Origin of the sequence: Shewanella chilikensis, from assembly GCF_037953065.1 — a bacterium.
In the GTDB taxonomy this organism is placed as follows: Bacteria; Pseudomonadota; Gammaproteobacteria; order Enterobacterales; family Shewanellaceae; genus Shewanella; species Shewanella chilikensis.
In genome coordinates this window covers 1,107,331-1,133,009 of sequence record NZ_CP149966.1, presented here as the reverse complement: position 1 = coordinate 1,133,009, position 25,679 = coordinate 1,107,331, and the positions used below count along the sequence as shown (strand labels likewise).

Here is a 25,679-nt window from a genome sequence, read left to right as displayed (position 1 = left end):
AAGAGCAGTAGGCAGAAGCAGTATTGTCCAAGCCTTGCAGGCTTTGACGAGGGCGAGCAAACCCACATCTAGTTTTCAACACAAAAAAGAAATCACCTACGACACAACGTCTTACTCGAACAACACCAGTTTTACCTACAATTTTACTTGTAGAAATCAGCATAGCATTAGATACTGTATAAACAAACAGTATCAGTTGTAATTTTTCGAGGTTCGTCATGAGTGTCTCGCTGATAGGCCGTAGCGGCGCACTTGCCTTCATCAAAGCCAAGCGCCTTCGTATTCCATTGTTCATGGAACGTGTTTCTGCTGGTTTTCCCTCACCAGCGCAGGATTATGTTGAGCAAACGCTCGACCTCAACGAGCTGTGCATCAAGCGACCGGCTGCAACGTTCTTTGTGCGTGTTGAAGGTGATTCAATGATTGATGCCGGGATTCACCCAGATGATATTCTGGTGGTTGATCGCTCTGTCCAAGCCGAACACGGTGACATTGTCATCGCTGGCATCCATGGTGAACTCACGGTAAAGGAGCTTCAACTAAGGCCGTGCGTCAAGCTGATCCCAAGAAACCAGGCGTATGAGCCCATTCATATTCCTGAAGGGGCAGAGTTAGAGATATTTGGTGTGGTCACCAATGTGGTGCGAAACATGCGCCGTAAGTCGTGACTGTCCCATGCCTGTATTTGCCTTGGTGGACTGCAACAACTTTTACGCCAGTTGTGAGAAGCTGTTTCGTCCTGATTTAAAAGATACGCCGGTTGTGGTGCTGTCCAACAATGACGGCTGCGTGGTTGCACGCTCGCGTGAAGCTAAGTTACTCGGTATTAAAATGGGCGTACCCGTCTTTCAGATCAAAGCCGAAATGCAGCGCCATGGCATTTTGGCATTCTCCTCTAACTATGCGCTTACAGTTGGGAAATACTTTAGACATCACATGTTGTAATGTTTCAGGTTGTATAAATTAGACGTCGAGATGAGGGGTGGTTACAATTTTTACTATTGGTTAAGAAATATCTTGAAAAAGTAGATGTATGAACGCGTAACCCCCTGGGGGAAGGCTTAGCAGTGTGAATAACGGATGATTTAGGTGTTAATGTGATTGAACAAAATAGGTCGTTTCCAGATGACTTCGGCTTTGACTATTGTCTTATGTGGATTAGTACGGAGAAATATCCCTCATTTATAAGTAGGCCACACCCTGACAGTGGCGAGATCATCCATGACGTTAGGGACAACTCAAAACCATTTGCTCATAAACTTCCAATTTTAATAGACCCCGATGGTATCAATGTGGTGCCAGTGAATCTATATCTTCACTCTTTGTTGGCAGATCCAGATATATCCTCCGATAAGACGATTCAATCCCATGCAGTTGCGTTATTGAGCTTCTATCGGTGGTTGAGCACGGAAATCCCCGAACATACACACCCAAGGACTGGCCTTCTGGTTGATGAAAAACCTCCGTTAACAATATATGACTGCACCGAGAAGGTAGAGGAAAGTCCAATCGTGAGATATCGAGACTATTTATTGGAAAACCTTTATACCAAGGATGAAACTGGAAAAGTCGGTGGTTCTCCAAGTACAGCCTCTAACTATGTTTTGAAAGTTGTCAATTACTTCATCTTCCTTCATCGCCAGCGGATCATTTCAATCAGCAAAACCTTTCGACCATTTGAGTTTAAGGCAAAGACTGTTCGCATAAGCAACAAAGGAAACAGAGCACAACATGAAATGCTCTCACATCTCAATCGCAGTCACAGTAAGGAAATTATTGTATACACCACAGGTCTCACTAGACCATTTAAGAACATAAAAAAACCTCAAGATGCTGATATTCGAGAGCTTAACCCACTTCGTGAAGATGAAAAACAAGAGCTTTATAAACACCTTGATATTGAAAATTCATCTGACACTAAAGCCCTAATGGTGTACTTAAAAACTGAAACGGGATTGAGATTGGAGGAATTAATAACATTTCCTGCCTCTGTCGTGGACAAGCCAAAAGCTAAAGTAGTTAAGGTGCAAATTGGTGAGAATATTAACGGTTGCTTAACCAAGTTCAAAAAAAACAGAACAATTGAAATCCCAGCCAGTGTCATGGATCTGTTGTACGAGTACAAGTTAAGTAAGGCGAGGAAGAAGGCTATTGAAAAAGGATTACTTCGCCATAACCACTTATTCGTTAAATCGAATGGCAATATCTACGCTCCAAACACCATTCAAAAGTATGTGGAAACTATCCGCAATGATTTGACACACTGTGGGCTTGATATTTATTTTGCCCCTCATGACTTACGAGCCACTTTCGCAACCGACTGGCTGTACAGCAAACATATGGAAACAGGTAAGCCCTTCGAGGCTTTGTTACAGGAGCTGGCTGATTTGATGGGGCATGAAAGCACCTCTACCACTCAAAAATACGTTAACTACATGAATGACAATAAAACATGGTTGGAATTCGCTCAGCGTAAAAATCAATTCGCACAACAATCGCTGAGGTGATGATATGGCAAAAAGTCGATTAGCAGCATCGAGAAATCAAAATAAATCACCCGCTCCGCCGATTACTAAGAAAAATGTTACTTCATTAGATTTGATCGTTGATATACGGCCAGAAGGGGTGCTAAACAGCACAAGACACAATTTTATTTATTGGTGTCATGAACAGTGTGATCCCAAAAAACCATTAGCTAAACCCTCTCGACTGGAAAGAATGCAAAAGCTAAAAAGATGGGTTGATCAAGAGAAGAAAAATGAAACCAATGCATGGTCTCTAGTAGTTAAATTAAGCGCCTTAAAGACTTACATTGCATTTTGCGACATTAAGAAGTTCGACCCTTTTAGTCAGGCTGGATATCTTTATTACGCTGGTAACTCAGGTGAGTTACGGCGCTTAGTTGACATTGCTAGTGAGCCTAAAAAATACCAATTTCAGTATCATAATGGTGAAGAGTTTGGTTTGTTGGAATCCTCAGCTCTTCAAAAAAAGATGAATCTCGACTCGATGCTTCCAGTGCTTGATTTTGATGTGTCAGTCCGCGGCTGACTGCCAGGACAGGAACACTGCTTGTTGTGCAAAGGTGTTGGCAGCTTCTTGTTGCTTGCGGATATGGTAAATGAACCCATCAGTTAACCGTTCCAGTGCCAGTTGTATCCGCTCTGTCAGGTGACATAGCAACCATAGATGCTGCTGTGCGCGTTTGAATCGTTTGAGTTTACTACCGTAATAGTTGATGAGCTCACCGAAGTGTTGTCGATTTTTAAGAGACAGATTAAGCCCATCGATAACGCCATTGATTTGCGTGCGCCATGGCGCTAACTGATGATAAAGGGCAAGCTCTTTTTTAAGTTCAGGTACGGTCAGACTTTTTGCACCGCCTCTGAGCTGGTTCAGGCTTAGTCCGTCATCAATGGCTGTTATGCTGTCCAGAAAGACGTGAAGTTCAGGACTGGTGAGTTGATTAAGTTGGTGCGCCAGGTCTTTTCTGACCTGCTGCATCGCTCTGCTTATCAGTCTCTGGAGTACGGTGTACCTAGGGATAGCAATGCTGTGACTGGTTAGGAATTCAATAGCAGTATCAAAGAGGTAACGCGGCTCCAGCCAGGCATTGCCCACCTGAACAAGGTGGTCGAAAAGAGAATTGAAGTGCTGACTTTCGTCCCATTTGTGATAACCAGCAAGGTCTAATACTTTTGCGTAGAGTCGATCTTTTTGTTTTTGTGAGGGAGTGAATGGTCTGAGCCCCTTGCCGCCAAGCAGCTCTTTACTGATGAACATTAAATCCTTAGAAACCTGCGAGTAAGCGATATCTAGGATGACGGGCTTTGATTTGAAGTATCCCAAAATCGCGACAAAGTAACATCTATGAGCTCTGAGACGAATTGACCGAAAAACTGCCAATTCCGCATCGTTCAGAGAAAAGTACAGACGTTGTTCTTCGATTGAAAAAATGGGTGGGGAATAAAGATCTGCCTGTTCTGCTCTCGTGAGAATAGTAATTTCGTTTTTGATGGCCATATCAGGGCTGTTCCGTATTAAATGTACGATATTTACCTAATTTGCCACACTTATAAGTAGTAACCCACCTCCGCAGCCATTTATTGGTGTGGTCTACAGAGGATTAAGTCTTTTTAGAGGGGAAAATCCCTAGAACCCCATCTCCAAACATATCAAGCGTGTCTGTATCCCACTCTATTGTAAACAAGACATTTTTATCTTTTATATTCAATGGCTTATTTTCCTGCTAATTGGTAATACCATGAAAAATACCATGCTCAGAAAAGGCTTAACAATATTTTGAAAAATTGCCTACTGAGCGCTGCCGCACAGCTCCATAGGCCGCTTTCCTGGCTTTGCTTCCAGATGTATGCTCTTCTGCTCCTGCAGCTAATGGATCACCGCAAACAGGTTACTCGCCTGGGGATTCCCTTTCGACCCGAGCATCCGTATGATACTCATGCTCGATTATTACCCATATAATGCGCCTACTTATCAGCCTTTGGGACGTTGGGACGGTATTTTTCACTATATACCCCCAAGTTTTTAGACATGAAAAAAGCTCGATATATTATAAATATATCGAGCCTTTAAGTTACTGTTTTTCAATATCGTTCAAAATCTTGATAATTACAGTATACGGTTTTATGAAGTGGTATATTTGCAAATGCTTATTTTGCAAGGTCTATTTGCTTGATTTATCCTACAATCGTAATGCAAAACCCATGACCGGAAGCAACGAACTTAGGTTCAATCTCACTCAAATCCGAGGATAGCTTTTGTCCGGATTCTTGATTGGGCAATGTATCTGCGCCGCTTGATTTTACCGCTGCGTCCCAACTGCTTTCGATAACTTGTCCGTGATTCTCACCCATGCCGAACATGAGGTCGCTGCTAAAGAAAATACCACGTTTCTTTTCAAAAAATAAAAGTCCTTCCCACAGATGCATTTCAGATGGGTAACTGATAGTTTGAAATTCAAAATCATCTCCGGCAAATATTTCATTCGGCTTTTTAATAAGCACATTGTTAGTAATACCAAACCCCATCAGTTGTCTTGCTGTGGTTTCGGAACAAACCGCGACAGCTTCGGGATGTTCTTTGAGAACCAAAGCAAGTCCGCCACATTCGTCTGATTCAAAATGAGAAATTAGAATGTATTTTATTTTGCGTTCACCGAGCAACTCTTGCAACTTAGGAATGGTAGTTTGCGCTTGTGATACGGCTCCGGTCTGAATGAGAACAGGCTCATTTGTCATCAATAAGTATTGGTGCATTGAAAGCTTAATCGGCTCCATTACCTCTGTAAATTGGTATAAATCTTTGATAATCTCTGTCATTGTCAAAACACCTTTTTCTATTTATAGTCTAACCTAAATTCCACGTGTGTTTTTTATTAGCTTCAAAAATCACTATTTCACGAAGAATTTAGACTGCTTCTCACACATTGTAACATTATTTACAACCACCTTTCAAATTCCCGTTGCACATAGCCCGGCAATTCCTTTCCCTGCTCTGCCATAAGCGCAGCGAATGCCGGGTAATACTCGTCAACGATCTGATAGAGAAGGGTTTGCTCGGGTCGGTGGCTCTGGTAACGACCAGTATCCCGATCCCGGCTGGCCGTCCTGGCCGCCACATGAGGCATGTTCCGCGTCCTTGCAATACTGTGTTTACATACAGTCTATCGCTTAGCGGAAAGTTCTTTTACCCTCAGCCGAAATGCCTGCCGTTGCTAGACATTGCCAGCCAGTGCCCGTCACTCCCTGTCGTCTGGGCGTTCCTCTGGGCTAAACATCGACATGATCCGGCGCTTAATATCGCCGTCCTTGTTGACCAGCGTCTTGGTCACGAAGGCCGCGTATTCTTTGGCGTTGTCGTACCCTTTCCAGACCTCGTGGGGGTCAAGAGCGTAGGCGCAAACCCGCCCAGCGACTGGGATTCTGACCAAGGCGCGTTCTGTCTCAAGGTGGGGTTCTAGGGATTTTCCCCTCTAAAAAGACATAATCCTCTGTAGACCACACCAATAAATGGCTGCGGAGGTGGTTTACTTTCAGCTTGGAGCCTAATCATCCACTATCGGCCTTGTTATTTCGCCAATATTGGGCAATTTCCCAGTATTAGTGAAGTTATACGTTCCGCTTAAGTTGATATTTTGCCACGCAACGGGCGAAACAGCACGAGTGATACCCGCTTTCTCTTCATCTCCTCTCGCTTCAAAGTGTCCCAGAAGATGACTCAGTATCGCGGAGTTGAAGTAGATGATCGCGTTGGCAAGCAATCTTGCGCATTCATTCCAGATAGCGATTTCAGACTCGTTTTTGCCACGGAACTGATCACCATTCACCGACGCAATGGCTCGTCTAAGGAAGTGCCATGCTTCTCCCCGGTTCAGGGCACGTTGCACATACTGCCGCAAACTGGCATCGTCGATGTAGTCAAGTAAATATTGCGCTTTAACCAGTCGATTATACTCCGTCAGAGCCTGTAATATTGGGTGTCCAGAAGGGTAACCAGACAACTTTCTTACCAGCATTGCTTGTGTCGTCCGCTTTGTCTGAAGTGACAGAACAATACGCCTGATATCTTGCCATCCCGTTGTAATAACATTCGTTCTGATAGGCTTCTTTAGCGCCAGTATGGTGCTGCCTTGTTCACTTTCAGTCACATCAAACAGATCATTGATGACACTACTGAACTGCGCGTATCGCGGTGCAAAACTGTAACCGCATAGATCCAGTAAGGCGAAGTTAACATGATTGACACCGTGTGTATCTGTCGAGAGTACGTCAGGTTTGATTTCACTGCTGTTGGATTGTAACAGGTCATAAATATAGTGTGATTCGTGCTCGTTGGAACCGATGATCCGAGCATTGAGGGCGCTGTGGTTGGCCACCAGTGTCATGGCCGTGATCCCTTTGTTGGTGCCGAAATACTTAGAGGAGTACCGGGTTTTAAAGGTTTCCAGATGGGTTTCGAATTTCTGACCATCCGCACTGGCATGCAGCTGGTCCTCCTGAATATGGTAGTGGCGGAAGATGGGTAGCGCTGCAACCGCATTATTGATCACGTCGCTGGCGTCATGCAGCGTTTCAGGCCGGATATAGTTGGCCTGCACCGTACTCAGGTGTTCATAGCTTCGATCGGAGATCTGCGCCATGCCATACACACCACGGTGAGTGGCGTTGGCAATCAGAATGGCCAGTAAATCATCCTGATGAGTGAACCCTTGTTTTTGTATCGGAAGTACATGAGTCAGACATTTCATGAACCCGGTTTCGCGCTCTACATACCGTAGTACATCCGCGATACCGACCGGTTGCATTCGCTTAAAAAAGGGATTGTTGACCAGAGATGTAGCGCTTTTGGTCGGCAGACGCCAGCGGGTACCGGTACGATTTTTCATGATCACATTTCGATTGTCTCCCTCATCAATATGGAGAGCAACGTCTTTGAGTGCACTTTCCAGCCGGTGTTGTTTCTCCTGTAACAATAACTCTGCGGGCTGTTTTAGTCTGTCCAGTGTTGATGAGGCCAGCAAGGTATCCTGCGATGTCTGGGGGATCAGGTCGTCTTCCAGTGCGCGGTATTTGGTAACATTTGGCAAATAAATGCGTCCATTCAGTCGTGAGGTTAACTGCCGGTAGAGCAGCCATTCGTAACGTTGCGGGTTAACGTTATCCTGTTTAACCAACCATGGGAGGTGCTTTTTCGGGATGAGCGACGTATCCATCGTCTTCAGTGGTCCACCGAATGCGATTTCCGTCTGCATCTGTTGAAGTTGGGCGACGACGGCTTCTGAGCCTTTACCGGCCTCACATTCAAGGCACAAGAACACCTGCCTTAACAGTTGCTCCAGGAGATTGCATTGTTCATCGTAATGTTGCCACTGGTACTCTTCCACGGTCCGTTTCTGTTTTTTCAGGTAAAGGCAGAGGGTCTGGATATCCCTGTCATTCATGACCTTCAATGCCTGTTGTCTGACTACTGAGAAGGGTTGATTATCATCAATGTTCTCATCCACAAACAGATGCAGTAACTCTGCCGCTTTCGTGACATTGTCCGCGGCTGACTGCCAGGACAGGAACACTGCTTGTTGTGCAAAGGTGTTGGCAGCTTCTTGTTGCTTGCGGATATGGTAAATGAACCCATCAGTTAACCGTTCCAGTGCCAGTTGTATCCGCTCTGTCAGGTGACATAGCAACCATAGATGCTGCTGTGCGCGTTTGAATCGTTTGAGTTTACTACCGTAATAGTTGATGAGCTCACCGAAGTGTTGTCGATTTTTAAGAGACAGATTAAGCCCATCGATAACGCCATTGATTTGCGTGCGCCATGGCGCTAACTGATGATAAAGGGCAAGCTCTTTTTTAAGTTCAGGTACGGTCAGACTTTTTGCACCGCCTCTGAGCTGGTTCAGGCTTAGTCCGTCATCAATGGCTGTTATGCTGTCCAGAAAGACGTGAAGTTCAGGACTGGTGAGTTGATTAAGTTGGTGCGCCAGGTCTTTTCTGACCTGCTGCATCGCTCTGCTTATCAGTCTCTGGAGTACGGTGTACCTAGGGATAGCAATGCTGTGACTGGTTAGGAATTCAATAGCAGTATCAAAGAGGTAACGCGGCTCCAGCCAGGCATTGCCCACCTGAACAAGGTGGTCGAAAAGAGAATTGAAGTGCTGACTTTCGTCCCATTTGTGATAACCAGCAAGGTCTAATACTTTTGCGTAGAGTCGATCTTTTTGTTTTTGTGAGGGAGTGAATGGTCTGAGCCCCTTGCCGCCAAGCAGCTCTTTACTGATGAACATTAAATCCTTAGAAACCTGCGAGTAAGCGATATCTAGGATGACGGGCTTTGATTTGAAGTATCCCAAAATCGCGACAAAGTAACATCTATGAGCTCTGAGACGAATTGACCGAAAAACTGCCAATTCCGCATCGTTCAGAGAAAAGTACAGACGTTGTTCTTCGATTGAAAAAATGGGTGGGGAATAAAGATCTGCCTGTTCTGCTCTCGTGAGAATAGTAATTTCGTTTTTGATGGCCATATCAGGGCTGTTCCGTATTAAATGTACGATATTTACCTAATTTGCCACACTTATAAGTAGTAACCCACCTCCGCAGCCATTTATTGGTGTGGTCTACAGAGGATTAAGTCTTTTTAGAGGGGAAAATCCCTAGAACCCCATTGTGATACTTGGTAATCATTCCCCCCACGAAATTTATTGCCATTAACTGAAGTAATAGCACGTTTTAACTGATGGTATGCTTCACCTCTGTTCAAGGCTTGCTGGACGTAATGACGCAACGTTGAATTATCAACATACTCCAAAACATAAATAGATTTAATTAAACGGTCGTACTCATGCAATGCTGACAATCTTCGGCTCTTGCCGTTACTCAACTTTCTAATGATTGTGCTTTGAGTGGTGGTTTTACGACTCAATGAACAAACAATATGCTGAATATTGTCCCATTCTTCAGCAATTAGCTTATGATTAATATCTTTCTTTAATTGAATACGGCCTCCGTTCTCTTCAGTCACTTCAAATAGCTCAAAAAACACCTTTTTCATTTTCGCGTATCGAGGGGCGAATGTGTAACCAAAGAAATCTAATATAGCGAAGTTAACATTATTGGTACCATGCGTATCGGTCGATAAGGTATTAGGCTGTATATCTGAAGAGTTGTTATAGAGTAAGTCAAAAGCAAAGTGACCTTCATATTCGTTAGCGCCAATGACTTGCGTACTCACCGGAACATGACGTGGTCAACCAAAATTGACCAACCCAGTTAAGCTACTTTTTTCAATTTCTTCATGTCCGCCTCATATTGATTTGAAATTTCCATACTTTATCTAATTCATGTTTTTCTAAATTAGCTAAAATGCAACTCAGAAATGTCCAGAAGTGAGTTGTGTGGTGTCGAGTGGAGATTGTACGATTAAGCCCCTAAGTAATTAGTCCGTCAGTCTCCCTCGGTAATCAAATTAGTACATCTTAGCGATCAAATTGGTAAAAAATTAGACATGTAGATGAATGCCCACCTTAAAAAATAGACAGCGGGTTGGGCTGGGTGATTTTTCTGGTGTTAGACGCCAGCAACCCATGCGGCAGAATGGTTGCTCACTTACTCGTCTATTTTTAGCGGGAATTCTTAGCCAACTGTACGCGCTGTATGCAGATTTAAGCAGTCGAGTGATGCGCACTTTGGAGGAGATGGCACCACGAGTAGAGGTTTACTCTATTGATAAGAGTAAGTTGTATAGTGCGGACGCCTAAGCTATTGAGTTCTATCTATGGACATTGTTAAGCGTCCCAGGGGCGTTGAATGGCGACGCTAGAGCGCATTCATTTCGTGCCCCATTACCTCGTGCGCAGAGAGAACGCCGTCGCATACTCCCCCAGTAGCAGCCGGCCATCCATTGAGGGCTTGCCCCAAATCTTTTGGGCAGACTATGCACCTTGGAGGGAGGCAAACCTGTGGGCAGTGGAGCGAGCAACGACTGGTGACGCTTCTCTTAAGACCGTTGCCAGTAACATGAATGGCCTTCTCAATTACGCTAAATTTCTTGAATCTCGTGATTTGCAGTGGTTCGAGTTTCCCGCTCGCAAAGCTGACCGCTGCCTGGTGCTATACCGAGGGGCGTTGATCAAGATGCGCGATGCCGGCCAGATCGGCCCATCCACGGCGTCTGAGTACATGCGCAATTGCATCATGTTCTATCGGTGGGTAAGGCATAGGGAGCTTCTTTCTCCACACGTCCAGCTGTGGCGGGAAAAACCCTACGTCGTTAAATACTTCGACCGGGTGGGGTTCGAGCGAACGATCAGCGGAACCACCACCGACCTCAGCATCCCGAACCGTAAGCGCCCAGGCCAAACGCTTGAAGATGGGCTGTTGCCAGTCTCGGAGACCGATCGCGATGCAATTCTGGATTTCGCCGCAGAGAACGCCACGCCCGAGCTCTACCTCATGTTGGCCCTTGGATTTTTTACCGGGATGCGGCTCGGCAGCATCTGTGATCTCAAGATTCAGTCTCTGGAGCGCGCCGCCCCCGACCCTTCCGCTGAAGGGCTTCTACGCCTTGCAGTTGGTCCAGGCGCAGCTCCGCCAGTGCACACGAAATTCGGTGTGACTGGCCAGGTCTGGATACCCGAAGCGTTGCGTGATGAATTGCTGGGATATGCCAAAGGCTGGCGGAGGATGGAACGAGAGGCGAAAGCCTCGCCCGAGAATCGTGATTTGCTGTTCTTGACCCGCTTTGGTAACGCCTATGGCAGGCGCGGCACCGATCAGTCATCTGCTGTGAATGTTGAGATGTCCGAGTTTCGAAAACGGGGCGTCAAAGCAGAACTACAGGTGCTCCGTAAATTCCGCTTCCATCAGTCGCGCTGCACCTTCGGTACCGAATTGGCACGTCTGGCGCTATCGGCTTGTGCCGATGTCGCTATTGTAATTGCGACGGTCAGCGACGCGTTGCTCCATGGGCCTAACTCTGAAGCCACCACCTTCAAATACATCCGATTCGTACAGGCACTGCCGATCAAACAAGCCCTCTCAAATAGCTTCATGGCGGCATTTAGCGGGATCGGCGCTGGGGCGCGGCACGATGGATAGTTCCGAATTCGACCTCACTTTCCCGATGCTTGAGTATGGGGCCACTGAAACGCCCTGGGACCTCCGGCCGCTGCTGTTTCGCGGAGGTGCAGCAGCAAAGGTGAAGCATGTGGGCCGCCAGATCGCGCAGGGCGAACTCGGCAGTCCCTTGCCGGAACGTTTCGAGCTGGTGACGCAGCTGCATGAGCACATGACTGACGACCTTGCTGGTGGCGGAAGTCGCTTCTCGGTGCAGAACAAGATCAGTGCATTGCGCCGATTCTTTGCCTGGATCGATTCAGAAAACGTGAATCTCAGTCTCGAGACGGCGGCCGACACGTTCATTCGTTGGACCGATCACTTGCTCCAGCGTCATCGAGTCGAACGCAATTTCAGCGATGGGTCCCTGTACGATCTCACCAGGCTCACGGCGACGATGCTGGACCGAGCATTGGACCGCCAAGCAAGCCTGAGCAAGAGCACACGTATTCGCAAGCCGCGCGGCAAAGGCAAGGTACATACGAGCAAAGCGGACAAGCAGAATCTGCAAAACACCTTCGCATTCGGACACCTTCTAGCTGACGTATGCGAGGCATTGACCTGGAGGGGGACAATGGCCCCCCTCCCAGTTTGTATTTCGTTACGCACCGGCCAAGTGCTGGAACTATGGTCGGGATTGCAGAGCCCCGAGAAAGTAGCGGCCCGCCGTACCAGGCCGCAAAACCAAGCGCAAATCGAAGCATCCCTGGCGGCGCGTGCCGCCCACGATGCAGATCGGACACTGCGGACCCGTTTCCCCATCGTCAATTTACGGATCGAGAGTGAATTGCTGATGTTCATCGCCCAGACCGGTCTGAACCTCCAGCAAGCACATACCCTGCGGGTTGAGCAGTTTCATTACACCAGCCACATAGACGGCTACCAGGTACGTACCTACAAAAATCGACGGGAAGGAGAAGTGCTATTCGAGATCTTTGCCAGTTATCGAGAGTGGTTCGAGCGCTATCTCGAATGGCGTTCCGAATGGTTTCCCAATGAGCCGGATGGTTTGCTCTTTCCGCTTATACGTAGCGGGGGACGAATCCTAGAAGAGGCGACGCAGTTCACGAACGTTACGCGCATCTGCCGCGAGCTTGGCATACCGATAGTGAGACCGCGAAAACTGCGCGGGACGCGCATCAACTGGTTGCTTCGGGAGTCCCAGAATCCCCAACAGGTTGCGGAGTTGGCCCAGCATACGGTGCAAACGCTGATACGCGTATATGCCGACCCCCATCCGCAGATCGCTATGGTGGAAATTACGCGCTTCCATCAGCAAACCGATCCGTCCCTTTCACCTCCTGCTCCTGGTAGATGTGTATCGGCCACACCTGAACCAGTGGGCACGATGCCGAAGAATGGTCCGCGACCCGACTGCATCAATGCTGCCGGTTGCCTGTTCTGTACCCAGCACCGGGATATCGAAAGTGAGGATCATGTGTGGTCTCTCGGTAGCTTGCGCCACCTCAAATCGCTTGAACTGGCACGCTACCGCCCATCCAGTTCGGGTAAGCACCTGACGACAGAGCATCCGGCCCTGCTGGTGATCGATCGGCTGACGGCCAAACTGCGCTTCTTCGAAGAAAGTAGCGAGGTCCGCAGGCTTTGGGTCGAAGAAGCCAGAGCGCGCATAAGTGAAGGTGACTACCACCCGGCCTGGGATGGCTTCATCCGATTGGCAGAACTGCGACAAAGATCAGCATGACGAAAAATATTCTTTCCGAACTTGGCCTCGGCATCGACTCGCCCCTAGCGATTCCTGATGCGCCGAACTACCGTCCGCCGTGCTGGCCACCGCAGCGTGATTGGCCGGTCATCATAGATGCCGCTGGCCAGGTGGTGAGCCGTTGGGGCGATGCCATTTGGCGGCTCGACCCATGGGCGGGAAAACGGCTCACTCTCAATTTCGGCGATGGCCCAGCTAAGAAATATGTCGCCGCGATCGATCCTGCGAACGCCGATTTATTGCGGACCGTAATCGGCTGGTGGCTATACGGCCCCAATGGAGCCCGTGGATACCGAGGCCTGAAAACGCGCTTCGACCAGATGCGTCGGCTGTTCGTCTTGTGCACTCAAGAAGGCATTCTCGCATCCGAACTGAGTCATTTTCCGCGCGTTGCCGACCGTCTCCCGGAGGTGCTCCAGGCTTCCCGGTCCGGTGAGTTCTTGGCATTGCTGCACGAACTGTACGAGCGGCGGGATGCGCTGGGGTTCACCTTGTTGGATCGCGCAGGGTTGGCACGCCTCGCAGCGGCCATGCCCGACCACCAGAAGCTCCAGACCCCCTATATCCCGCCCCGCATTTGGCACTATCAAATCACACGCTTGCGCGAATGCCTGGATGACTTTTTGGCGCATCGAGGCCAAGTCGAGGAGTGCTTCCGCTTCTGTCTGGCTGCCTATCGGCACAACTCTGCCAGTCTCCAAGGACAACGCAGGCCACAATCGTTCTATCCGTTTCAGTGGCCGTCGGATGGATCAAACGGAAAGTGGACTGGGCGGCAGTACTACGGCCCATTCATCGACACCGCGCATCGGTTTGGCATGGTGGAACTATTTCGTCGCTGGCTGGGAGTGAGCGACGACGAAATTCGCATTCAAACTCTGAGTCGCTACCTCAACCTCGTGAGTCGATCTGGACTGTGCTATCTGCTGAACTTCAGCCTCATGCGAGTCGAAGAGGCTTGGAACCTGCGCGCCGATTGCTTGCACATAGAACGTGATCCGCAGTTTGGCGACATCCATGTATTGTGCGGACGAACGACCAAGACGATGTCGGATTCTGAGGCACTTTGGGTGACGTCCCCGTCAGCTCAGGTGGCAGTTGAAGCCATGCGTGTGGTCGCAGACCTCCGCGCAGAATGCGACTCTCCCCCCGGCGAGGCCTCGGTGCCGGATGATCCGGCCAAGCGCTATCTGCTTGATTATTGCCTTGAACCGTGGGGAACGAAGTTCACCAAGATCAACCGCACGATTCGGCCATCGATTCCGAGCTATGCCCATGTGCTTCAGTGGTTCGACAAGCTGTTCGACCGTGAGCAATTGCGCATTACGCCGGAAGATTTCGAATTGGCTCGGTTGGTGACGCCGACGCTGACCGACGAGTTTGCGGTCGGCAAAATCTGGCCGTTGGCCTGGCATCAACTCCGACGAACCGGCGCAGTGAATATGCAGGCATCCGGGCTGGTCAGCGACGCTTCATTGCAGTTTCAGCTAAAGCACGTCGCCAGAGCGATGAGTCTCTACTACGGGCAAAACCATTCCAGGGTACGGCTGGAAGAGAAGGCCCATACCTACTACGTCCGCACCATGTACGAAACTTTGGGTAGGCAGCTGCAACAGCTGACGAGCAACCGATTCGTCAGCCCCCACGGCGAGAAGCGAAAATCTGAGATTGTCCGCCTAATCTCAGCCTCTGATGCTAAGAAAGCGATCAATCTGGCTAAGAAGGGGACGGTCACTCATCGACCGATTTTGCTGGGCATCTGCACGAGCCGTACCCCCTGTCCCTATGGGGGCATCGACAATATCGCTCGCTGCGGAGGGGGCGACTCCCCCGGAGAAACCAAACCATGTGCGGACGTTCTCTATGACCCCGAGCAACTCGACGAAGTCGAAGTGTTGGAGGCGGTATTGGATGAGCGCCTGGCCGCTGCCGAGGTAGACAGTCCGCTAAGGACTTCGTTGGAAGCCCAGAAACGTAGTGTGGAGAATTATCGCCATGTCATCCGGCAAACATGAATCCGCTGACCCGGCTAAGCGAATGAGTGCCGGCGAGCAGTATCGCGCAGCGTTCGAGCGGCTGAAGAGCAACAAGCCCGAACGACTGCCGAAGGGGACGCCCGTAAGTCAGAACAACGTTGCCAAGGAGGCCGGCAGCGACCCCTCTGCACTGAAAAAAGCTCGTTTCCCCCTACTGATCGCTGAGATCCAAAAGTACGTGGAAGGACACGCTGAGCAACGTCCGCCATCAGTGCGCCAAGTCAGCTTATTAGCCCGCAGAAAAAATCGTGGACTTCGAGAACGGATCGAGGAAATCACGCAGCAGCGTGACCACCTAGCCAGCCTACTCAGTGAGGCCGACGCCACCATTCTTGAGCTGTACGACCGTATTGCGGACTTGGAGCGCCAACTGCCGGCCTCCAATGTGCTTCCTCTTGATCCGCGAGGCCACAAAAAACTTTGAAACGGAGAGCTCGCAATATTCGAAAGAAACACAGCCATGCCCGACCAGCCCGGCATGAAACGTCGGGCTAGCCGCCGAAGAGCTTCTTGCGTTGCGCGGTCCGCTCCCGGCGTAGATTCTCGTAGGCAGTTCGGCGTTTAGTCGCGTTTTTGATTAATTCCAGGACCTGGGCGATATCGCCGAGCAACTCCTCACGCGCGGGAAGCGGTAGTTGGCGCTCGCCTGGGGTGTCGTGGGCCTCGGTAGCTTCGCAGGCCCGCGCATACACTGCCAGCAACTGCTCCCACTCCTCTGCGGGGTGGCCAATGACAGCACCAAATGCTTCTACGCTCACCACATCGCTGAACGGCTGGACGGTATTGTTCAAAAAAACCTCGCGTATGGCGCGCTCGACAGTGCCTCGGAGGCTTGAGTATCCCGATGCGATTTGCCGCTCAAGCTCATCATCCGGGTCGCTGCCGACCGGAACGTTCAGTGCTTTCGCACGACTTTCGAGATCGGCCAGGCGGGCCTTGGTGTCCATCGTCGTCCACGTCAGCCCCTCGCTCACTAGTCCCGGCGACTCGTCCCAACCGATGGTCTTGTAGCTGGCCGAGCGATCAGCGCGCTGAAGCGCCATCGCGAGCTCGGTCAGGAACACCGCATCATGGGTGAACACCAGCACTTGGCGGGTCTCAGCCAGCGCTACCAAACGCCGAGCTATGGCCCGACGATATACGTGATCCAGCGACGTAGACGGATCGTCGAAAATAACGGTCGAAGTATGTGGCAGGGATTCGAGCTCGGCGAGGAACATAGCCATCCCCAACGCGCGCTGCTCGCCCTCTGACAGCACCTTGGAGGCTTTCGCCGTGATTTCCTGCAGGCGCAGCGTGACCTTGGTCACCCCCAGCTCTGTGCGCCCGCTCAGGTCGGGTTGCACCCGTCGCTTATAGCCCAGGGCTTTCAACTCAGCATTCATAGAAGCGGCCAGAGCCTCGGTCACATGCGTCGCCGCCAGGGACGTCAGTTTGCGTGACACTGCCGCTGGGTTGAGGGCGGCATGGCAGCGGCTCAATGTGGCATGGACCTGACTGTCCTGAACAAAGCGCTCCACCGCGCCAAGCTGGTTGGCGAGGCGTTGTCGGGCTTCTAGCTCTGCCAGTTCTTGGGTCAGCGCCAAGCGTAGAGCGGGATCGGCAGAGGTCCGCAGGGTATTGGCGTCGACTCGGAGCGAAGCAGCTTTGGCGGCGAAGAGACTATCGAGGTTTGCTTCGATAGGAAGCGGTTCTGACTCGGGGGACCAGTTTCCAGTTTGCAGGGCTTGGCTAACCCAAGTATGCCGGGCGGTCCAGACCGATGCCGCTGCGGTGATGGCAGCGTGTAGGTCGGGCAGTCGCTCCTCCACGTCAGCCCGTGTTGGCACATCCAGAACGTTTAGATCGACAGCCTGCACCTTCCCTAGAGCGTTCATGCGCGCAAGCGTGGCGGCTTGCGCATCCGCCGTGGCGCTGTCGGCGACAAATGCCGCGAAACGCCGCATGCGCTCCGAGGCATCCGTTGAATAAGGTTGCTGGCAGAGTACGCAGTAAGCGTCCGGTTCCAGGTGCGGGAAGGGATGTTCAGGGTATGCCGTCTGCTGAGAGAAAGCCTCAGCGGCTCGGTACATCGTTTGCCAGAGTTCAGCTCCTGTGCCTTCCAGCAGCGTGGCGGTGGGTGAGGACGTTACCGGCAACTCCATGGCGTTCAGTGTGTCTCGATCCTGAAGACGCGCTTGCGCCAGTTGCATGGCGAGATGCGCGGTTTTTTCCGTTGTAATCAGTTCCTTTGCCCGTGCTATGGCACGATCATTCACCCAGCGCTGGACTTCCTCGGCTCGACGCTGCGCCTGGTCCAAGCGTGTCGCCAAACGTTCCAAGGCCAGCGCCTGCGGCACAGGATCGCTTTCCAGTAATGTCCGCTTCAGAAACTCCAGTCGCCGGAGTTCATCGTCACCGACCGTCCCTAATCGAGCAAGCACGGCGCGGTCCGAGTCCCCACCTAATTTGGCGATGTAGCGGCCGACTTCGGTGTCACCCTTCAGCGGTTCGAATTGCCGGGTATCCAGAGCCAAGGCATTGCGTTCGGTCCCAATCCGTGCCTGTAAATCACGCTGAAGTAGGACCAGGCGCGTCAGATGAGTGAGTCCGTAGGGCTGAAATGCAGGGGTCCCTTCCGCGTCGATGTAGTCATTGGCACAGGCCGCGTCGTAGACCGAGACCGAACTCAAATGCAAATGGGCCGGCCCGTTCTGGACCCAACGTGCGGTTTCCGGAGTGCCATCCACCAAAATGGCGAAATCTGCTGATGGCAGTCTAGCTGGGGTTGCCGCCCCAAAAGCGTCGGGCAGGACCTCCACCCGATGCCGAGCGTTGCAGGCATTCTTGAAGACGCGGGCGTAGCCGGATTTGCCGGCGCCGTTATGACCAAAGAAAATGGTCATGCCCTCCGGTGCGAGGTCAAAGGCACGACCGGACGGGAAGCCGTTTACCTGGTCTAGCCCCGAGACACCCACCAACCGCACGGTTGCGCCACTTCCGGCGCCTGGTACGTCGTCCAGCGTGAATGGCCGTGCTCCCCCCGTGGTTGCGTCTTCCCGTTCTTGCTCGCGAACCATTCGCAGAATGGTCTCGATGTCATCTTGGGTTAGTTCGGCCCGGGCAAATATCCGGCGCAGTGCTTCCTGCTGCCAGGGTCTGAGTCCGCCGGCCCACCCAATAATCTCGTCCAACAATGGCATATCCGTCTCCTTTCCAGATCCGCCGATTAAAGGCCGCGCCCAGTTGGATGGCAAGTGGCCAGCGCCTTCGAGGTGCTTCGCCGTGTTCCGTTTGCCTGCCTTCCTGACCGCCACCCTAGTGGCTTGTCCGGTCGTGACGCTACACGGGCAGAATTTCTGCATGCTGGCCAGTATCAAGCCGCTCTAAAGTCCGCTACCGGAAAGCGCTGTTTAGCGGTGAGAGACGGGGAAAGTGCGGAAGCTACTACCGACGCAAGCGATGTGGTGAGCAGTCCTCAGGTATGTGCGAAATTGCACTCCTCTTGACCACCAATTTGGGTTGGCGTTGACCACGGATTGCGTTCAACTTGACCAGGGCGTGTCACTGTCACGACCGTCAGAGAACGGCCGATTCTGTTGAAAAAGTAGGTTTAGCGGCGGCCTGCCGATCAGGTGTGCCTGCTGTCGAAGTGACTGCAAGCCACTTCAGGTTGCCTTTCGGCGTTTCGCTGAGCGTCCTTGCTCAGGCCTGAGGGTTAATTTGAAGGTTTCTGCTCTCAGCAGGCGTACCTATCCCGTGAGCGGTGGCCCTTGAGGCAAAAGCTTGGCCATGCGTCGCAGGTTCTGCACCGCCGCCGCCAAAGTGAATTCGTCAGTGGCACCTGTCAGGCCGCGCAGTCGTAAACGATCGAGTTTCATGATCCGTTTGAGGTGGGCGAACAGCATCTCCACCTTCTTTCGTTCGCAGCGAGAGACGAGGTATTCCGGTGTCTTGGCGATGCGCCTGGCCACATCGCGGGCAGCCTCATGGATACTGCGGACGATCTTCCGATTCGGCGTGTTGGGGCAGCATTTCGCTTTCAGCGGACAGGTAGTGCAGTCGGTTTGGCTGGAGCGATAAATGATGGTGTGGGCCTTGGTCACCCGCGATCTTTTCTGGGTGAAGGCGCGCCACTCACTGCGTAGTGGTTTGCCGGCTGGGCAGCGGTATTCATTGGCCTCCTGGTTCCAGTGGAAGTCGTTACTGGAGAGGCTGTCGTCCTTGCGCTCAGTCTTGTCCCACACCGGCACATGCGGCTCGATGTCCTTTTCTTCGACCATCCAGGCCAGCATCGGGGCGGTGCCATAAGCGGTATCGCCGATAAGGCGTTCCGGTGTGAGATCGAACTGAGCTTTGACACGCTCAACCATCGTCCTAGTCGAATCGACTTCGGCGGTACGGTGCGCCGGGGTAGCTTCCACGTCCATGATCACACCGTGCTCAGTGTCGATCAGGTAATTCGTGGAGTAGGCAAAAAAGGCCGGCCCACCTGGCGCTGCTGTCCAACGGGACTGAGGATCTGTGAGCGAAATTTTCTTGGGAAGAGCCTCAGCCAGCGCCTCTTCATCAAGGGCTTCGAGGTACTCGCGCACTGCGCGGCTGCTGAGCTTTGGATCGTTCCAATCGACCTCATCTCCCGCTACCCCACGTTGCCGGCTGGCATCCGCCTTGATGATGCTAGCGTCGACGGCAAAACCTTCGCCCTTGACTAGGCCGGCTGCCATGCAACGCCGCAGCACCTCATTGAACAACCAGCGGAACAGATCGCTGTCACGAAAACGCCCATGGCGATTCTTCGAGAAGGTCGAGTGATTGGGGACTTCGTCTTCCAGACCCAGCCGGCAGAACCAGCGATAGGCCAGGTTCAGGTGCACCTCTTCGCACAATCGCCGCTCGGAACGAATGCCATAGCAGTAGCCGACGACCAGCATGCGCACCATCAATTCCGGGTCAATCGAGGGGCGTCCGATGGGACTATAGAAGTCCGCCAGGTAGGCGCGCAGATCACTAAGATCCAGGCACTGGTCGATGCTGCGCAGGAGGTGTTGAGCCGGGACGTGATCTTCTAGGTTGAACGAGTAGAACAGGCGCTGCTGTCCTCCCGGTAACTGCCCCATCATGCTGTTCGCCCCCACGCTCGCTGACAGAGCAATTTTGCCAACGGTATGGAGAGGCCGCTACTTTTTCAACAGAATCGGCCAAAAACGGACACCGCCAACCCGAAAAAAACTGAGCGTTGCTTTCCGTTAAGTTTGGTAGTTGCAAGCCCCGTTCAGGAAGAATTGCTCGATCAACGCCGCCATACCTGCGCGTGCGATACGGCCGCGGCGCTCGGCGTCTACCAGGCCGAAGATCAAGGAGGAGAAGATTTCGGTAAGCGCCGGGGCACCGATATCGATACGGAATACGCCCAGTTTTTGCCCGCGTAGAAAGAACTCGTCCAGCGTTTCTGAGTAAGGCAGCCATCGGCAGCCGCCTGCATCTAAATCAAACGTGTCCGGGCGCCACTGAAATGAGAGGAAAACCAACAACGCCCTGTGAGTCAAATGGCCTTCGATCAGGCGATGCAATGCGTCCAAGGGCGCCGACTCAAGATCGGCATCGGCAATGACCCGATAAATAACCACCGAACCATGATCCAGAAGCATCTCGATCAGGTTGTCGCGGGTGCCGCAAAACCTGTTGAGCGTCGCCTTGCTGACCCCCGCTGCCTGGGCTATTTCTTTGAACGTGGCTCGCGGGTGGTCAACGATGGCGATCGCCAGGGCCTTCAGCAATTTCTCATCGGCAGCAGTTAAATCCATCGGTCACTCTTTATCTATCGCGGGCAGATGCGGGTATTTTGCCTAGAACACTCATTTTTCTCAAAGAGGATACTAGCTTTGTTCACACCAAAATCAAATGAGTCAATATTGACTTATTTGATTTTTGCGTGGATCATGCGCGGCTTCGACTACGTACTGGCTTCGCGCTTGGGTGAGATATGAACAAATTCCGCGAATGGATCACTTTTTCCGTGATCTCCTATTTGATCGCCGTGACCCTGGTTGGCTGCGACAAGCCCGAAGAGCAACGGGAAGAGGCGCCAGCGCGTGAAGTCGATGTGCTCAGCGTGAAGACCGAGCCCTTCACAGTGTTCGCCGAGCTACCAGGGCGCATCGAGCCGGTGCGTGTCGCCGAGGTGCGCGCGCGGGTGGCGGGGATCGTGCTCAAGCGCACCTTCGAGGAAGGGGCCGACGTGAAGGCCGGTGACGTGCTGTTCCAGATCGACCCTGCGCCGTTCAAGGCGGCCCTGTCGCGGGCGGAAGGTGAACTGGCTCGCGCCGAGGCGCAGCTGTTCCAGGCTCAGGCGATGGTTCGCCGTTACGAACCACTGGTGAAGATCGACGCCGTCAGCCAGCAGGATTTCGACAACGCCATGGCCGCTCTGCAGAGCGCCCAGGCCGACAAGCGCTCGGCCCAGGCCAATGTCGAAACTGCCCGCCTGGACCTGGGTTATGCCGAGGTTCGCGCCCCCATCGCCGGGCGTATCGGTCGCGCCCAGGTCACCGAAGGGGCTCTGGTAGGCCAGGGCGAAGCCACGCTGCTGGCACGTATCCAGCAACTCGATCCGGTGTACGCCGACTTCACCCAGCCTGCTGCCGATGCCCTGCGCCTGCGCGCGGCAATCGCCGAGGGCAAGGTTGCCGGTGCGAGCGACCAGCCGCTGTCGCTGCGTGTCGACGGTACCGATATCGAGCGCAAGGGCACGCTGCTGTTCACCGATATCTCGGTGGATCGCAGCACCGGGCAGATCGCCCTGCGAGGCCAGTTCGACAACCCCGAGGGCGTGCTGCTGCCGGGTATGTACGTGCGTGTGCGCACACCGCAAGGGCTCGACCAGAACGCCATCCTGGTGCCGCAACGTGCCGTGCAGCGTTCGGCTGACGGCCAGGCCAGCGTGATGCTGCTGGGGGAGGGCGATACCGTCGAGGCGCGCCAGGTCACCACCGGTGCCATGCAGGGCTCGCGCTGGCAAATCAGCGAGGGCCTGCAGGTCGGCGACAAGGTGATCACCAGCTCGCTGGCGGCTATCCGTCCGGGCGCCAAGGTCATCCCCCGCGAGCAAGATGCCGCCGAAGCCGCTCCACAGTCCCAGGTGCAGTAAGCCGGAGAACCTCTCATGTCCCTGTTTTTCATCCGGCGCCCCAATTTCGCCTGGGTAGTCGCCCTGTTCATCTCGCTGGGTGGCCTGCTGGCCATCCCGTTCCTGCCGGTGGCGCAGTACCCCAACGTGGCGCCGCCGCAGATCACCGTGACCGCCACCTATCCCGGCGCTTCGGCGCAGGTGCTCACCGACTCGGTGACCAGCGTCATCGAGGAAGAACTCAACGGCGCCAAGAACCTGCTGTACTTCGAGTCCACCAGCAACGCCAACGGCATCGCCGAGATCACCGTCACCTTCCAGCCAGGGACCGACCCCGAACTGGCCCAGGTTGACGTGCAGAACCGTCTGAAGAAGGCCGAGGCACGCATGCCGCAGGCCGTGCTGACGCTCGGCATCCAGACCGAGCAGGCCACCGCCGGCTTCCTGCTGATCTATGCGCTGAGCTACACCGATGGCGACAAGGACGCCAACGTCACGGCGCTGGCCGATTACGCCGCGCGCAACATCAACAACGAAATCCGTCGCGTGAACGGCGTCGGCAAGCTGCAGTTCTTCGCCTCCGAGGCGGCCATGCGCGTGTGGATCGATCCGCAGAAGCTGGTCGGCTACGGCCTATCCATCGATGACGTGAACAACGCCATCCGCGCGCAGAACGTGCAGGTGCCGGCCGGTGCCTTCGGCAGCACGCCGGGTTCCAGCGAGCAGGAGCTGACGGCGACCCTGGCGGTCAAGGGTACCCTGGACAACCCGCAGGAATTCGCCGCCATCGTGCTGCGTGCCAACCAGGACGGCTCGCGCCTGACCCTGGGCGACGTGGCGCGCATCGAGGTCGGCAGCCAGGACTACAACTTCGGCTCGCGCCAGGACGGCAAGCCCGCCGTTGCCGCCGCCGTGCAGCTGTCGCCCGGTGCCAACGCGATCCAGACCGCCGAGGCGGTCAAGCAGCGTCTGACCGAGCTGTCGGCCAACTTCCCGGACAACGTCGAGTTCTCCGTGCCGTACGACACCTCGCGCTTCGTCGACGTGGCGATCGACAAGGTCATCATGACCCTCATCGAGGCCATGGTGCTGGTGTTCCTGGTGATGTTCCTGTTCCTGCAGAACGTGCGCTACACCCTGATCCCGTCCATCGTCGTGCCGGTGTGTCTGCTCGGTACGCTGACCTTCATGTACCTGCTTGGCTTCTCGGTGAACATGATGACCATGTTCGGCATGGTGCTGGCCATCGGCATCCTGGTGGACGACGCCATCGTGGTGGTGGAGAACGTCGAGCGGATCATGGCCGAGGAAGGCCTGGCGCCGGTGCCGGCGACCATCAAGGCGATGGGGCAGGTGTCCGGGGCGATCATCGGTATCACCCTGGTGCTGTCGGCGGTGTTCCTGCCGCTGGCCTTCATGGCCGGCTCGGTGGGGGTGATCTACCAGCAGTTCTCGCTGTCGCTGGCGGTGTCGATCCTGTTCTCGGGCTTCCTCGCGCTGACCTTCACCCCGGCGCTGTGCGCCACGCTGCTCAAACCGATCCCCGAAGGCCATCACGAGAAGACCGGTTTCTTCGGCTGGTTCAACCGCAAGTTCACCGCCCTGACCGGCCGCTACACCAAACTCAACGGCAAGCTGGTGCCGCGCGCCGGGCGGGTGATGTTCATCTACCTGGGCGTGGTGGTGCTGATGGGTTTCTTCTACCTGCGCCTGCCGGAATCCTTCGTGCCGGTGGAAGACCAGGGCTACATGATCGTCGACATCCAGTTGCCGCCAGGCGCCACCCGTGAGCGCACCTCGGCCACGGGTGAGGAGCTGGAAGAGTTTCTGATGGCCCGCGAGGCCGTGCAGACGTCCTTCCTGGTCCTCGGCTTCAGCTTCTCCGGCATGGGTGAGAACGCGGCCATTGCCTTCCCGCTGCTCAAGGACTGGTCCGAGCGAGATTCTTCGCAGTCGCCGGAAGCCGAGTCGGCTGCGGTCAACCAGCACTTCGCCAACCTCGATGACGGCGCGATCATGGCGGTGCCGCCACCGCCGGTCGAAGGCCTGGGCAACTCGGGTGGTTTCGCCCTGCGCCTGCAGGACCGCGCCGGCCTTGGCCGCGATGCCCTGTTGGCAGCGCGCGATGAAGTGCTGGGCAAGGTCAACGGCAATCCGAAGTTCCTCTACGCCATGATGGAAGGTCTGGCCGAGGCGCCGCAGCTGCGCCTGGTGATCGACCGTGAGCAGGCGCGCACGCTGGGAGTCAGCTTCGAAGCGATCAGCAGCGCGCTGTCCACTGCGTTCGGCTCGTCGGTGATCAACGACTTCGCCAACGCCGGCCGCCAGCAGCGCGTGGTGGTACAGGCCGAACAGGCCGAGCGCATGACGCCGGAAAGCGTCCTGCGCCTGCATGTGCCCAACGACAGCGGCAGCCTGGTACCGCTGAGTGCTTTCGTCACCACGAGCTGGGAGGAAGGCCCGGTGCAGGTCGCGCGTTACAACGGTTACCCGTCGATCCGCATTGCCGGTGACGCCGCGCCCGGCGTGAGCACTGGCGAGGCGATGCTCGAACTGGAGCGCATCGCTGCCGAGCTGCCCGAAGGTATCGGCTACGAGTGGACCGGGCTTTCGTATCAGGAGCGGGTCGCCAGCGGCCAGGCGACGATGCTGTTCGCGCTGGCCATCACCGTGGTGTTCCTGCTGCTGGTGGCGCTCTACGAGAGCTGGGCGATCCCGCTGACGGTGATGCTGATCGTGCCGGTCGGCGCACTCGGCGCGGTACTGGCGGTGACTGCTATCGGCCTGCCCAACGACGTGTACTTCAAGGTCGGCCTGATCACCGTGATCGGCCTGGCGGCGAAGAACGCCATTCTCATCGTCGAGTTCGCCAAGGACCTGTGGGAAGACGGCTACTCGCTGCGCGATGCCGCTGTCGAAGCCGCGCGCCTGCGTTTCCGCCCGATCATCATGACCTCCATGGCGTTCATGCTCGGCGTGGTGCCGCTGGCCATCGCCACTGGCGCCGGCGCTGCGAGCCAGCGCGCACTGGGCACCGGGGTGCTGGGCGGGATGCTCAGCGCGACCATGCTCGGGGTGATCTTCGTGCCGATCTTCTTCGTCTGGGTGCTGTCGCTGCTGCGCACCAAACCTCAGCAAACCGACAACCATCCCCTGCATAAAGCGGAGTAATG

The 25,679-nt window shown here is 53.8% G+C and carries 15 protein-coding genes and 3 pseudogenes; 10 read left to right on the top strand and 8 right to left on the bottom strand.

What is annotated here, in order from left to right:
* The first annotated feature begins 218 nt into the window (after positions 1–218).
* From umuD to WKR14_RS05255, 4 genes and pseudogenes are all read left to right on the top strand, one after another.
* Positions 219–668, top strand: coding sequence for a translesion error-prone DNA polymerase V autoproteolytic subunit (umuD, locus tag WKR14_RS05270; RefSeq protein ID WP_000116661.1), 450 nt, complete (start codon positions 219–221; stop codon positions 666–668).
* 7 nt (positions 669–675) lie between these two features.
* A pseudogene (locus tag WKR14_RS05265) lies at positions 676–909 on the top strand (DNA polymerase V subunit UmuC); the annotation flags it as partial.
* Between the two features lie 188 nt (positions 910–1,097).
* Positions 1,098–2,507, top strand: a complete 1,410-nt coding sequence (locus WKR14_RS05260; RefSeq protein ID WP_061094527.1) for a tyrosine-type recombinase/integrase — start codon at positions 1,098–1,100, stop codon at positions 2,505–2,507.
* A gap of 4 nt (positions 2,508–2,511) precedes the next feature.
* Positions 2,512–3,051 carry a hypothetical protein gene (locus WKR14_RS05255; protein ID WP_180824602.1) on the top strand — a complete coding sequence of 180 codons (540 nt, stop codon included), beginning with the start codon at positions 2,512–2,514 and terminating at the stop codon, positions 3,049–3,051.
* Here WKR14_RS05255 and WKR14_RS05250 read toward each other — a convergent pair.
* From WKR14_RS05250 to WKR14_RS05225, 5 genes and pseudogenes are all read right to left on the bottom strand, one after another.
* Positions 3,040–4,023 (bottom strand): annotated as a pseudogene (locus WKR14_RS05250) (DUF4158 domain-containing protein); the annotation flags it as partial. The gene WKR14_RS05255 and the pseudogene WKR14_RS05250 sit on opposite strands and share 12 nt — an antisense overlap.
* 677 nt (positions 4,024–4,700) lie before the next feature.
* Positions 4,701–5,342 carry an MBL fold metallo-hydrolase gene (locus tag WKR14_RS05245; RefSeq protein WP_339087481.1) on the bottom strand — a complete coding sequence of 214 codons (642 nt, stop codon included), beginning with the start codon at positions 5,340–5,342 and terminating at the stop codon, positions 4,701–4,703.
* A 122-nt stretch (positions 5,343–5,464) separates the two neighbouring features.
* Positions 5,465–5,650, bottom strand: a pseudogene (locus WKR14_RS05240) (IS91 family transposase); the annotation flags it as partial.
* A gap of 417 nt (positions 5,651–6,067) precedes the next feature.
* Positions 6,068–9,046, bottom strand: a complete 2,979-nt coding sequence (locus WKR14_RS05230) for a Tn3 family transposase (RefSeq protein WP_000985631.1) — start codon at positions 9,044–9,046, stop codon at positions 6,068–6,070.
* A 113-nt stretch (positions 9,047–9,159) separates the two neighbouring features.
* Entirely contained in the window at positions 9,160–9,753 is a 594-nt protein-coding gene (locus tag WKR14_RS05225) for a Tn3 family transposase (RefSeq protein WP_000107352.1), read from the bottom strand.
* A gap of 575 nt (positions 9,754–10,328) precedes the next feature.
* Here WKR14_RS05225 and WKR14_RS05220 point away from each other — a divergent pair.
* The 4 genes from WKR14_RS05220 to WKR14_RS05205 are packed head-to-tail and all read left to right on the top strand — an operon-like array spanning position 10,329 to position 15,822.
* Positions 10,329–11,618 carry a site-specific integrase gene (locus WKR14_RS05220; protein WP_339087480.1) on the top strand — a complete coding sequence of 430 codons (1,290 nt, stop codon included), beginning with the start codon at positions 10,329–10,331 and terminating at the stop codon, positions 11,616–11,618.
* A complete protein-coding gene (locus WKR14_RS05215) occupies positions 11,611–13,341 on the top strand; it encodes a site-specific integrase (RefSeq protein ID WP_034039553.1) in 1,731 nt (576 codons plus the stop codon). Before WKR14_RS05220 ends, WKR14_RS05215 begins: the two co-directional genes overlap by 8 nt.
* Positions 13,338–15,377, top strand: a complete 2,040-nt coding sequence (locus tag WKR14_RS05210) for a hypothetical protein (protein ID WP_034039551.1) — start codon at positions 13,338–13,340, stop codon at positions 15,375–15,377. Before WKR14_RS05215 ends, WKR14_RS05210 begins: the two co-directional genes overlap by 4 nt.
* A complete protein-coding gene (locus WKR14_RS05205) occupies positions 15,358–15,822 on the top strand; it encodes a hypothetical protein (RefSeq protein ID WP_023443007.1) in 465 nt (154 codons plus the stop codon). The genes WKR14_RS05210 and WKR14_RS05205 overlap by 20 nt, the downstream gene beginning before the upstream one ends.
* 67 nt (positions 15,823–15,889) lie before the next feature.
* On the opposite strand, the gene WKR14_RS05200 is transcribed toward WKR14_RS05205, so the two are convergent.
* The 3 genes from WKR14_RS05200 to WKR14_RS05190 form a co-directional block, all read right to left on the bottom strand.
* The gene (locus WKR14_RS05200; protein ID WP_058131653.1) at positions 15,890–18,580 is read right to left on the bottom strand and encodes an AAA family ATPase; all 2,691 of its coding nucleotides are present in this window, start codon (positions 18,578–18,580) and stop codon (positions 15,890–15,892) included.
* Positions 18,581–19,129: 549 nt separating this feature from the next.
* Positions 19,130–20,500: an IS1182-like element ISCfr1 family transposase gene (locus tag WKR14_RS05195; RefSeq protein WP_065285146.1), complete on the bottom strand. Its 1,371-nt coding sequence runs from the start codon at positions 20,498–20,500 to the stop codon at positions 19,130–19,132.
* Positions 20,501–20,626: 126 nt separating this feature from the next.
* Entirely contained in the window at positions 20,627–21,184 is a 558-nt protein-coding gene (locus WKR14_RS05190) for a transcriptional regulator (RefSeq protein WP_339087478.1), read from the bottom strand.
* A 179-nt stretch (positions 21,185–21,363) separates the two neighbouring features.
* Here WKR14_RS05190 and WKR14_RS05185 point away from each other — a divergent pair, with 179 nt between their 5' ends.
* A complete protein-coding gene (locus tag WKR14_RS05185) occupies positions 21,364–22,527 on the top strand; it encodes a multidrug efflux RND transporter periplasmic adaptor subunit TMexC2 (protein WP_088903431.1) in 1,164 nt (387 codons plus the stop codon).
* Between the two features lie 15 nt (positions 22,528–22,542).
* The gene (locus tag WKR14_RS05180) at positions 22,543–25,677 is read left to right on the top strand and encodes a multidrug efflux RND transporter permease subunit TMexD2 (protein ID WP_027591160.1); all 3,135 of its coding nucleotides are present in this window, start codon (positions 22,543–22,545) and stop codon (positions 25,675–25,677) included.
* Positions 25,678–25,679: the final 2 nt, after the last annotated feature.